This is a genomic window from Aeoliella straminimaris (assembly GCF_024054565.1).
Taxonomy (GTDB): Bacteria; Planctomycetota; Planctomycetia; order Pirellulales; family Lacipirellulaceae; genus Aeoliella; species Aeoliella straminimaris.
In genome coordinates this window covers 175,350-187,154 of the sequence record NZ_JAMXLR010000006.1, presented here as the reverse complement: position 1 = coordinate 187,154, position 11,805 = coordinate 175,350, and the positions used below count along the sequence as shown (strand labels likewise).

10 protein-coding genes are annotated in these 11,805 nt (G+C 58.3%); 6 read left to right on the top strand and 4 right to left on the bottom strand.

Going from position 1 to position 11,805, the window contains the following annotated elements; all coding sequences use genetic code 11:
• Positions 1 to 26: 26 nt before the first annotated feature.
• Together NG895_RS02105 and NG895_RS02100 are read right to left on the bottom strand one after the other, a co-directional pair.
• Positions 27 to 1,019 carry a GP88 family protein gene (locus NG895_RS02105; protein ID WP_252850786.1) on the bottom strand — a complete coding sequence of 331 codons (993 nt, stop codon included), beginning with the start codon at positions 1,017 to 1,019 and terminating at the stop codon, positions 27 to 29.
• 90 nt (positions 1,020 to 1,109) lie between these two features.
• Positions 1,110 to 1,706, bottom strand: coding sequence for a DUF1281 family ferredoxin-like fold protein (locus tag NG895_RS02100; protein WP_252850785.1), 597 nt, complete (start codon positions 1,704 to 1,706; stop codon positions 1,110 to 1,112).
• A gap of 362 nt (positions 1,707 to 2,068) precedes the next feature.
• Between NG895_RS02100 and NG895_RS02095 the strand changes: the two genes are divergently transcribed.
• From NG895_RS02095 to NG895_RS02085, 3 genes are all read left to right on the top strand, one after another.
• On the top strand, positions 2,069 to 2,758 hold the full coding sequence (locus tag NG895_RS02095) for a vWA domain-containing protein (RefSeq protein WP_252850784.1): 690 nt from the start codon (positions 2,069 to 2,071) through the stop codon (positions 2,756 to 2,758).
• A 422-nt stretch (positions 2,759 to 3,180) separates the two neighbouring features.
• On the top strand, positions 3,181 to 3,819 hold the full coding sequence (locus NG895_RS02090) for an NYN domain-containing protein (protein WP_252850783.1): 639 nt from the start codon (positions 3,181 to 3,183) through the stop codon (positions 3,817 to 3,819).
• Between the two features lie 62 nt (positions 3,820 to 3,881).
• Positions 3,882 to 5,957 (top strand): hypothetical protein, encoded by a 2,076-nt coding sequence (locus tag NG895_RS02085; RefSeq protein ID WP_252850782.1) that lies wholly within the window; start codon positions 3,882 to 3,884, stop codon positions 5,955 to 5,957.
• A gap of 32 nt (positions 5,958 to 5,989) precedes the next feature.
• Here the strand turns inward: NG895_RS02085 and NG895_RS02080 are convergent, their stop codons facing one another.
• Positions 5,990 to 6,598, bottom strand: coding sequence for a sigma-70 family RNA polymerase sigma factor (locus NG895_RS02080; protein ID WP_252850781.1), 609 nt, complete (start codon positions 6,596 to 6,598; stop codon positions 5,990 to 5,992).
• Between the two features lie 332 nt (positions 6,599 to 6,930).
• Between NG895_RS02080 and NG895_RS02075 the strand changes: the two genes are divergently transcribed.
• Entirely contained in the window at positions 6,931 to 7,413 is a 483-nt protein-coding gene (locus NG895_RS02075) for a hypothetical protein (RefSeq protein WP_252850780.1), read from the top strand.
• A gap of 5 nt (positions 7,414 to 7,418) precedes the next feature.
• On the opposite strand, the gene NG895_RS02070 is transcribed toward NG895_RS02075, so the two are convergent.
• On the bottom strand, positions 7,419 to 7,694 hold the full coding sequence (locus NG895_RS02070; RefSeq protein WP_252850779.1) for a hypothetical protein: 276 nt from the start codon (positions 7,692 to 7,694) through the stop codon (positions 7,419 to 7,421).
• Between the two features lie 1,671 nt (positions 7,695 to 9,365).
• Between NG895_RS02070 and NG895_RS02065 the strand changes: the two genes are divergently transcribed.
• Complete coding sequence (locus tag NG895_RS02065; protein ID WP_252850778.1) at positions 9,366 to 9,995, top strand: hypothetical protein; 630 nt, start codon at positions 9,366 to 9,368, stop codon at positions 9,993 to 9,995.
• Positions 9,996 to 10,132: 137 nt separating this feature from the next.
• On the top strand, positions 10,133 to 11,746 hold the full coding sequence (metG, locus tag NG895_RS02060) for a methionine--tRNA ligase (protein WP_252850777.1): 1,614 nt from the start codon (positions 10,133 to 10,135) through the stop codon (positions 11,744 to 11,746).
• The last annotated feature ends 59 nt before the right edge of the window (positions 11,747 to 11,805 follow it).

Genomic DNA, 11,805 nt, shown 5'->3' with positions numbered 1-11,805 from the left:
CCTCCATGTAACGTTTAATAAACTCTTTAAGCGGCTTTCGCATTGCTGCATTGAGCTACTACAACCTCGCGGCGTTTTGACTGAACGAGCTGGTCTTTGTGTCGTCGTCGCGGCGCCATCCAGCGAGAACGTAGTTGGTAGCGACAGCGTCGGCACCGATGGCAAGTGTGTCGGTGCGTATCCTCGTGCATCGATTCCAAGACGAGTTCGCTGCCGTCGTTGCACTCCGGACAGGGCCGCACGACGAAGCCCGCCAGGTCGACGCGTGCCACCCCCTTGGCGCGGAGGCCGACGATCGAGCCGGCCGGGTCCAAGAATCGGGCGTCGTGCGTGTCACCGTCCAGCACCGGAAAGCCCCACCAGTTAATTGGCAGCTCCGGCCAGAATACGACCGCCACGTTGCCACCCTTGTCCAAGACTCGCTTAGCCTGGTCGTGGTTGGCGTCTCCTGCCGAAAACGTCAGGTGGTAATTGTCCGGCATCTCGCCCGCCAGAAAACGATTCATGCGGACGGGAATTTTGGTGTAGTCGAAGAACTGCGTATCGGGCGCGGCGAAGAATAATTCGCGGTGACGACGTTCCCAGAGAAGGTCGCTACCGCCGTTGAGTCGCACCGCAGATTGCAGCCCGCGGCGATTGGCTTCGACTTCATGCAAGGCGATTTCCGCATGCAGTCGTTTGATGAAAAGCTCCGGCGACTCTAGGTACAAGGCCGTGCGTTGGTCCCGCGTACGAACGCAGTCGGCCATCGGCATTCTTCCGGACGTGTGGGCCAGGCAACTGTAGAGGCACGAGTCGGCGTGCGAACAAAACAGCCCAGATGTCAGGTACAGAATCCGCGTGAGCACCCGGACCAGCAGGCATTTCTTGGCCTTGGCCGAGGAACTGAGCAGGTAGCGCGGATGGCCGTACGTTTTCAGGATCTCTGCTGGCGATAGATGGCCGAATGCCGTATTGGGGTCGCCGCTAGGAAAGAGAGCGAGTCGCGATGGTTTTGCTTGGTTTGTCGCTGGCTGCATGTGTCCTCCTCATGTGAGTTTGTCCTTTCACCTTGTGTTGAAGGACAAACTCACATGGGAGAATCCACTGCCCCTAACCCTGAGCGACCGCTAGTGCTGGGCGCAGGGGTCGCAGGGGGTGTCGACAACCTGCCCGGCGACTATCCAAGCCGTGCCGGCAAAGTTGAGACATTCGTCGACGTAATCGAGCGTGAACCGCACGTTTGGATACAACTCCGACAGCCGAGCGACCACTGGGATGGCTGGGCTCCATGCGGTCTCGAAACGGATGATCGCTTCCAAGGGGCTCTCTTCCTGCACACTCACGTTGTAAGCATTCCACTTCGTGCCCCAGTGTTCGAGGCGCCAACTGTACCAGGTCGTGTGTCCGTACTGCCGTTGGTTGTCGAGGTACTGCTTTCCCAACTCGATCGCTTCCGGCCGTTCACGCTCCACGTATTGCCTGAACTGCTGTGCCGTTCTGATCCCCTTCCGCTTCACCCACGGGTAGGTAAGGAATGGATGGCATCGATCGTTCAAGACAGCGACGCCCATCTCACCAGTGGTCCCAGCTTCGATGTCGAGCGCGGCGGGCATCGGGATGACCTGGTTGAAGTCGAAGGGCGACTGGTCCCCCTTGACGTGATTGATCAGGTCGGCGACGTGCTGACCCACGCAGGTAAGACTCTGTTGAACATGATTAGGCATTAGCTGGCCCTCCCAGCGAATCGTTCGCCACACGCTGCACGAAGTCGTTGCAAGTTAGTTTCAAGTAGGTCGTAATTCATCACTCCTCCTGGAAATGGTTGTCCTTACACCTTGTGTTGAAGGACAACCATTTCCATCCCCGCTGTCGCGTAGCGACCAAGGCTGATCTTGCGGGGAGAGGGCAAGACGATAGCAGTGGAGCCTTGTCCGCCAAGGCCCAAAAAAGTTTCAGGTTGCGCGCACAGTTTCCTTGCCAGACGTGCCTGAATAGGTACGCAACGCGACGAGATTCCTGGCGACTGCCAGTCGGCGCTGCGTTGCAGGCCGTCGCCAACAACAGCACATTCCCAGCGAGGTGTGAGATGCCCAGCCTATTTCAGCGATTCTTCGGAGGAGCAACGCAGCGCCCCAGCGCGAGTGCGGTCAAGCGACCCAAACGCCCGCCCGGCCCGCGGCGAGTCAACAAATTCGGCCCGGACCGCATCGCGCTGGTCGGTTTCCACGGCAAAGGGTTTGTGATTGCTCGGCCGGCGGCCCCGCACGCCGATTGGCTGCAGTCTCGAATTCAACAGTTACCCGCGAAGGTCGGGGCGGCCACGAACCTTACCGATGGGCTCCGCACGGCGGTCCGCATCTGCGAAAAGACGCCGCCGGGTATCTTGCGGCGGATCTGGCTCCTCTCGGACGGTTACCCCAATCGGGAGGAAAGCGGCATCGACGACGCCGTGGCGGCGGCGCGCCAGGCACGGGTGAACGTCAACACAATCGGTTTTGGGGACGAGTACGACGAACGTCTACTGCGACGGATTAGCGGCGGCACGCATAACGGCAAGTTCATTCCGGTGCGAACCATGCGGGAGCTTACCGCGGCTCTCGTCCAGAGCAGCGGCGGTCCACCGCGGCGCCGTGGCAGCCGTCGGTCGGAAACCACAGTCCTGGCAATCGACCTCAGTTACAGCATGCTGGACCCGATGGAGGGCCGGCCAAAGATCGAGGTCGTGCAAGACGTTTTGATGCAGCTGCTGCATTACAAACAGCAGTGCTTTTCCTAACCCCAACTCACCAACATCACATTCGAGGAGGCATACTCATGGCTTTGTTTCTGAATTCTGATAGCAAACAGCGGCCGCGCAAACAGCCGAAGCACCGAACAACTCAATTGCACGTGCTGTGCTGCCAGCTCGGCAAGCACCCGCTCCCAGTGAAAATGAAATGCATTGGGCAGAGCACTAGTCGACAAGGTCAACCCATGGCGATTTACGCGTGCCCGTTCCAAGGATGCGATTGGCGGGAAGGTTGGGTCGAGAAAAAAGGCCAACCCAAACGACTCTGGGGAGGCCGGCGACAGCGCAAAGGCAAGCAGAGCTGAATCTTACTAGCGGCAATGTTCTCGCGCTAGCGAGTCTTACATCAATACGCCGTGTGCCGGCAACGAGACAATGACTATCCATCCCCAATTCGCGAGGAACAATCGATGCTCACGACACTAAATGGCGCGCACGACGACGGAAACTGGAAGGCCGCTTACTTGCCTGCGATCGCTAAAACAACTGGGCCGCTTGACGGACTTAGAGGACGCCACGTGTTGGTGCTCGCGGACATTGAGAACCTCTACTGTAGCGTCAGGGAGTGGGAACTAAGCCTGCAGTTCGACCAGTTGGCCAAGCTCCTCCAGCGGCAATTCAAGTCGGTCGAGTTGCACGCCTTTTTCTCGTGTCGCGCGGGCGACCAGGGGCAAGCTGCCCGTTGTCGCGAAGCGGGTTGGACGCCGCATCCCAATGAAATCCAAACCGTGCGTCGTCGCGGGAAACTGGTGCGGCGCGCGAATAGCGACAACGTGATGCTGTTTTGGTCGGGGTATCTGACCGGCCGAGAGTCGATCGACGTTGTTGTGATTGGAAGTGGAGATGGAGACCTGGGGTGCGATTTAGCGCGGGAGATTGTTCGTCGCGACGCGGCGAAATCCGTCGTCACGCTTAGCGTCGCGGGTTGCACGGCGGAGCGCCTGAACGCCGAGCACAATCCTTTCATCGACGCCAATCTTGAAGTGGGCCTGGACTGCGTAGAGAAGCTCACCACTGGCCGACAACGCGGGTGGTTCCCTAGACCGTAGCCGAGCACACTTGGAATCGCATCGGGCAGTGTCGCACCTGGTCACCAACGGAAACCCCTATCATGTCGCATAATCCTACGGATCGCGCCGACGCGCAACTTGCCGCCCGCTTTCAGATGCCCGGTGCTCAACACTGTTTCCTATGGGAGCGGAGTGAACTGCTCGATGAGGAACGCGATTTAAACGATCTTTACCGCTGGTACGAATTGACGTTCGGGGAGCTGCCTAGCCACTCGTGCTACGCCGAGCGACTCACCCGGACTTCGAACATCGACGCTGCGGATCTGGCGGTAGCCGCCGCGCAGGCGGCTGCTTGGGTCGACGAGCGTTGGCAGCATGAGAGCTCTGGTCCTACGGCCCAGGATAATCGCCCAAGGCTTCGCGAGGAGGATCTGCTGCTGCTGGACCCTCACTCGCACGATCAAGAGAAGGTTGAGCAGGATGCTGTGGGGGTAGAGCAAGGCGCTCAGCATACCACCGAGTCCCAACTGTACTCGACCGAATGGGTGGGTGTTTTCGAGCCGTGGGAGTCGGCGTCGTTGTACCCCTCGGCAAAGATTGAACTGCGCAATCGACCGCTCGAACGAGTCGACCTGGAGACGGCGCACGTGATGGCCATCCATCGCGAGCTAGAATGCCGCATTTCTCTGGCGGCGGGACTCAACGACGGCAGCGCTCACGTCATTTCTTTCTTCAATCCGTTGGGTGAGTTACCCACGGTTGTTGACGCCAGCCACAACGGCGTTCAGCAGGCGCTCCGTGCAGCGAGAGACTGGGTAAGCAGCCAGGAGCAACAACCGCAAGCAGTGTTACTCAAGGAGACTCCGCTGCCCCAACGGAACTCTGCAGAACATACTGCCGACGAGCAACTCGCTGCGTGGTGGCCGATTGTGCGCCGTGGAGACTTGCACTCGTCAGCGGCGGAGGCATTGCTGGGCTTGGTCCAGGCTCGCGACGAGCGGCAGGCGGTAGCCATTGCCGCCAAAACGCTGGACTACGGACTAGGGCCGGAGCGGTTGGAGGTAAAGCAAGATTGTCAGGGGTATGGAGCCGTTGCGGCGAGAGACAGACTGTTCGTGATGTGGGTCGTCGACGAGCAGGGCCGCGCCGAGCAGTACACGAGCGCTACAGAACTGGCGAGGGTGGTCGACGTCAGCTCCCGGTATGAGAAGGAGCTAGCTGAGTGCAACCAACCTCTTCCAGCTGTAATTGTCACCGAATGGAATGAGCCTGGCGAGCTTCCCCTTGAGATCGCGCTAGAGCGATGGGACGAGCCAGGAGAACCTACGGAGTTCGCAGTCCACAGTCTGGGACGATTGGTCAGTGAGCAGGAAGTGCTTGAAGTCCGTAGTTCAAGGGACTCCGAGCCAGAGCCTCAAGTCGAGGGAGAACCGCCACACTACCTGATCTGGGAGACGCGAGGCGACGGGACGCTCCGGCGCCGCGGATATGAGCTGGATCCGCATGCCGCCAGAGAACGGGCCGTTGAGTTGGCGCTGGCTGATCGCATCGAACATGGCCGTTTACCTGAGCTGAGCGTAACATCGTGGCCAGCCCAACGCGAACTTCCGCCACGCACGATCGCCGTCGGTTCGTCTCGGGAACTGGGACGGCCAATTCCGTTTAACTTAGATGCAGAAATAGCTCAGCAATATCCCGTTCCCGAGAATCCTCTCACGCTACAGTCAACTTCGCCCGCGGTTGATATCGTTCGCGTTCAATCCACAGTCGACTTGAAAGAGGGTGACTACATCATGATCGGTCATGATCCGCATGGTGAGCGGGTCGGTTATGTGGCGGTTGCTGGCCTTGGTCCGGAGCAACTGGAGGCGCGCCCAAAGTATGCCGTCATCGATCGGGAGACACGACGAGTGATCGCTGTTCGAAACTTACCAGAAGAGGCAGCGTGGGCTGCAGAACCCAACATTGACGCGGAGTACGCCCGGAATACGAATCTCCGCGCGGCAACCCTGCCATGGTCAGCGGAACGGGCGGCGGTCAGGTCTGACGAGTGGTCGGCAGGGCAACCTGAGCTACCTGCCAACGAACCTACTAGTCACGACCAGTCGAGAATTTCGAGCCAGGCCCACGAGAAGGAGCCCAAAAAACGCGACGTCGATTTTGAGCCGGACTTTTAGTAACGATTACCAACGACGCAGCGTGCGCTTCGTCAAGTCGGTTCGAGCTTTGACTTCAGCGACCGCATCCCTCGATGCAGTAGGCCGGCGACGGCCGAAGAACTGCGGTCCAGCGCTTCACCGATCTCATCCAAGGATCGGGCCTCCAGATATCGTAATTGGACGGCGCGACGCTGGTCGTCTGGCAGACTTTCTATCGCCTGAGCGAGTTCAATCGCGTCTTCTCCTCGGACCGCTCGCTGGCTCGGTGAGGATTGCTCCCCCGCTGGTTCAAACCACTGGAGCGTCGCTGACTCGTTGCCGCGGCGGTCAAGTTCAGTCTCGCGTCTCAAATCGCGTTTGGCGGCCCGATTGTCGCGGACTAGGTTGGCGACATTGCGACGGAGGATCTGCTTGAGCCATGCCGAGAGTTCCGGCTCGGTTGCTCCTCGGAATGCAGGGAAAGCGGTGACCGCCTCGACGCAAGTTTGTTGCACGATGTCCGAACCGTCGTGGCGACGCCGCAGCGCGGGTCCAATCTTCTGCTCGGCGATGATGCGCAAGAAAGGGCGATATTGCGTGAGCAGTTGCTCCAGTGCAACAGCATCGCCAGACTTGGCGTCCGCTATGAGTTGCGCAATGGACAAACTGCCGTCCGGCATCGAACACGCTCCAACAACAAGCCCCCGGCGGATTCCATGGGTGAAGGCGGATAGCTGGCGACTTTGGTGAAAAGAATCGGTTGGTCACCATTATAGCCGATTCATTGCAGTCTTGGCGAGCGCCATTGCAGCAGGCAACGTCGCGCATTAGTTTCACGATGGACGTCGTGGTTCGCGCTTATTGTTTTCGATCTTGCCGAAGTTGATGCGGGGCGAATAATAGTCTGCCAACGCTGCGGACGGCGATTGGGGTGAACAGCGCTGTGGTCCAGTCGAACTGCGAAACGTGGGCCCTGCGAAGTGCTGGGCGCTGGGCTTAAGGGCCGCCCTACGTGAATAAGTCTGACTGTGTGGTGCGGGACGTCCGCCACGCGAATTACCAAGGGTTCTATCGGTTGCGAGAAGTTACCGAAGTCATTGTCTGCTCCCGGGAGCATGCCGAGGAGTTTGAGTGTAGCGTGCCGTGGGCGTGCATCAGTATCGTCTCGCTGGGCGATGAGCGTCCGGAGATGAGTGAAGAGAATCGGGTCGATTTGCTGGAGCTGTCGTTCGACGACATCACCAAAGAGCATCCCCAAGGGCGGCTGTTTTCAGACAGTGACGCGGCCGACATCCTTGATTTCGTGGCAGCCAACTGCCGGCGTGCTCGCGTCGTGATGGTGCATTGCGAAGAGGGCGTCAGTCGCTCGTCGGCAGTGGCGGCTGCGGTGGCTCAGTCGCTTGGGTTGGACGCCGAGCCGTTTCTCGGCGGCGATTACGACCCCAACCAGCGCGTCCTTTCGCTGCTATGGGAGCGGCTGGCGCAGGTGCGGTGACACGCCTAATCGATGTCGTCGGGCTCAGCATCCTCGCCGACGACCGTGGTCGTTGCTTGCCGTTTCTGCTCTTGGATCCAGCTGTGAGCATCGAAGGCCGCCTTGGCGAGCGCCGGCAAGTCTGAGTCGGAAAACGATTCGGAGTCGTGCCACTCGTCGGTTTCTTTATCTTTGTACGACCGCTTGGCCGTGACGTTGTAATGGATGCCGGTTCGCGACTGGTTGAGCCAGACAGCGACCGATACGGCGCCGTAGCGATAACGTTGGACAGGTTGGTTCATGGATATGTCCTCCTTTTGAGTTCCTGCCGGATAGGATGCCAGCGAGCCGCAGCAGTCTTCAGATTTTTTGCCCAGCGGGAGCAGCCCGCCGAAGCAACTCGACTAGAGAACGAGAGCACGGGAAGGATTCCCGTGCTCGTCGCGTGCGATGCCAACGCATCCCAGGCGACGCTTTCAGTCGAGCAGCTCACCCATTTACGTCGAACTCACCATTCGACCAAGGGAGCGGAGTTAACCGCCCGCTAAGAGTTGTGCCGGTCGAGCTGGATGCCATGAGAATGGCTTGTCCAGCTCAACGAGGGCTCGGCGGAGTAATCCAGTTGTTTGTGCTCACTGCTGCCTTTGTATCGCAGTTGTGAGTTTGTACTGAGTAATCCCGTCGTTCGACTCGATAGTTCGTTCCGGTAGGAATCCGGGCGATGCGGACAGACTCTGTTTGCGCTGGCTGCAATCAGAGCCGTTCGATGTGAAGCAGGTGAGGTCGCAAAGCGACCAAATCCTCCCGAGGGGTTCGCGAGTCGCCTCAGGCGACTCCGTTCAACTCTGGCCGACGTGGGGAGCCTCGTGCCTGGCGACAGGCCGAGCCGGATGCCGACCGCATCCGGGTATCGCAGCAAGTCTGCGAACGTGAAAAGCTCAACCATGAAAGGCCCGCGAGGGCTTGTCGGTAAGCTGCCAAGGAGACGATGCCGAAATGTGCGGGCGACGGTTGGAGTCGCTCGCCGGTGAAGTCCGTTGGTTGGTCGGTAAGAGGAAGCTTCTGTTTTCTGTCCTCTGAAATCGTACGCATTTGTTGCGTACGGAAAGTATGCCGTGCCGGGAGGCTGGACATACGACCAATGGAGCGTGGGCCCATCAGCCCACTAGCCACGTGAACTTGGTAGTGACATGTCGAACTAACGCAGGAACCACTGTGGCCGCCGGATTGGTTCCCGGTGCCTGGGCCTGGTCGCCTGGGTGATTCAAACGCCGCAGTGGGGGAGTGGGGCCTGAGTAGGAGCGACCGAGCGAGGATTCGCTCGGTCGGCGGAGTCGTGGCAAGGCAGTCACGACGCCGTCTGCGTGCTAACGGGTGGTGCCGGGCACATTGCAGGACGAAAGGGCCGACTGGCTTTTCGACTGAAAGCGTCGAACGTCCTGACGCTCACAGCTCAGGGCGTTTCATTGATTTGACGGGATGCGGTCCGACTGGGCGTTGCGGGAGCAACGTCCCAGCCGGGCGGCATCCGTAGGAAGCGGAACGCCAATGGAATTGGCGACGTGCTATCTGGAAAACAGATAGCAACGTCGCCAGGCGTCGCTTCCTGCAACTAGGTTCGAACTGAAGGTTTTACCGAAGGTTCTCCTGGTTTTTGATTGGACTTTGCTGCCGGGCGTCGTCGCACGAAGCGATGATACCCAAGCAGCGAAGGTTTGCCGCGAATGCAGATGCCTTGAGGGCGGGCATCGTACGCCCTCATTTCTTCTGAAGCATACTTCCCGCTAATTGCGAATAGTGTCTGATGCTCATCGTGGGCGGGTAGCAATTGGGCCGTATCCAACTAACCTCACTACCCCTCCGCAAATCCGGGGTCCGGGGTCGACCCTTTAAAACTGGCCCCATTTTATTTCTAGGCTGTAGTGCGAAGCAAAGCCAAATACCGCTGTGAAGCAAGTTCCGAAATTGGATTCGTGCAGCAGCTTGCCTGCAATTACTTGCCCCACGGGTACTGGTTCTACGTCACCGGCCAGATTCCGCCCGACAAAGATCCACGCGACGTCGACGCCAAGCTTATCGACAAGTACGACATCGCTGTGTCGCGTGCAACGCGTTGCCGACGCAAGAAAACAGGTACAGCCAGCATGCACTACCTGCGACACGAGTACTACTTCGTACTGCTTGCCACGCATGGTAAGCATCACTTTTTCGCCGATGAGGGACAGCAAGTTCGCGACGCTCGCGAAGTGGCGATTCAGTTCGCCGGATATTCGATTGGCTGCAAGCATGGTGATTACCTACGCAAGGAAATGGGCAAGCAAGCCCTTCGCGATAGTCGCTTTCGGAGTCGCGTGCAGGTGACTCGGCCAGTCTATCTCGATTGGCTGGCTTACTTCGAGGAGTTCGCTCAGCGTTCGACTGCTGAGCGACTGGCTGCCCAGCTCTACCAGTTCCCCTACGAGCCCTACGCTCCGGTACGAAAGCAGGTGCTCAATATCGTCCGAGTGGTCAATCGCGTGCGGCGGCAGCGGGGCCGCAGGCCGCTGGACGCGAAACGTGTCGTGCGGCATCGGCGGAAAATCGTAAAGGTTTTCTCGACCTGACCAACTAGCAGATCGCAATCGGATTTATCGGCAGCCGAGAGTGCGAAATTCGGGGGCGTCTTGTTGTTTCACGGATGACTTCCTGGGGGTCATCATCAGACTTTGAGTCCGAGGGCACTTCTCGGTACAATTTCGACATGGCCAGCGCAACTCCGTTCTACGTCACAACTCCGATCTATTACGTGAATGATCGGCCACATTTGGGGCACGTTTACACCACGATGCTCGCCGACGTGGTTGCGCGCTATTACCGCTTGAAGGGCACCGATACCTTCTTTCTTACTGGCGTCGATGAGCACGCGTCGAAAGTAGCAGACCGGGCAGCGGAGCGAGGACTGTCAGCACAGCAGTGGGCTGATCAGAATGCCGGTGCATTTTGTGAAGTGTTTGACCGCCTTGAGATGACGAACAACGACTTTGTCCGCACGAGCGGCGCGAGGCACAAGCAGCGAGTGTCACAGTATGTGGAGGCACTGCTTGAATCTGGCGATGTTTACCAGGGGGAGTATGAAGGTTGGTACGACACGGGGCAGGAGGAGTACGTCACCGAAAGCAAGGCTCACCAAAACGACTACAAATCCGAAGTGAACGGGAAACCGCTGGTTCGCAAGGCCGAAAGAAACTACTTCTTCAAGCTCGCGTCCTACCGCGAACCGTTACTTGGGTTTTATGACGACCGCATCCGAAGGCAACGTCCCTTCGTCCAACCCCAGGCACGCCAAAACGAGGTGGTAAACCGCATAAAGGAGATGGAGGACATCCCCATTAGCCGCACAGGGTCTGGCGGTTGGGGGATACCTGTTCCTGGTGACCCAGCGCAAACGATCTACGTGTGGATCGATGCGCTGTTCAACTACCTCACTTATGTTGATACAAATGATCGTCGTCACTACTGGCAGGCTGGGGCGGTGCATTTCATTGCGAAAGATATTCTATGGTTCCACGCAGCGATTTGGCCTGCCCTCTTGCTGGCACTTAGAAAATGCCCCGGATACGAATGGGTCAATCTACCGCAACAAGTGTATGCCCACAGCTATTGGGTTAGCGCGTCGGGGCAAAAAATGAGCAAGTCGCTTGCCAATTTTCTCGATCCAGAAGCGCTCCACGGCTATGTCAATGAGTTTGGCCTGGACGCACTCCGCTATTTTCTAGCCACCCGCGGTCCGCTTGGGGTCTCCGACAGCGCTTTCAGCCCTAGTCTCTTCATGGAGGTCTATAACACGGACTTGGCGAATACATTCGGTAACTCCTGCTCCCGGGTCGTCAACATGATCTTGAAGTATTTCGATGGCCATTTGCCGGAATGTTTGGTGAACGTCCACACGGAGAAACCTACCTTTGCGGCGTCGGAGTGGGTGGCGGACTACATCCGCCAGTTTAATGACCTTGAGCTGGGACGAGCAGGTGAAGCAGCGTTGTTTGGCATAAGGGAAGTAGATGCCCACATTGAACGGACGCAACCGTTCCGTATGGCGAAGGACGCCTCCTTACTACCGCAGGTTGGTTCGGTTCTTTACGAGAGCGCAGAAGCACTTAGAATTGCATCCGTCATGCTGTGGCCATTTATCCCAGATGCTTGTGAACGGTTCTGGAGATGGCTTGACTGCTCGCACTACACAGAAGCATTGGCAGATACCGGAGTGGGCGACCTCCAATCATGGTCAAGATGGGGACAACTGGTCCCAGGGGCGAGAGTCCAGAAAGGCCATTCACTCTTCCCTCGCTATCTGGTCGACCCACGTCCAAACTAGTGCAGAACGTGGTCGATATAGCAGCGACCAATTGATTGTTTGAGTGAATGAATGCTCTG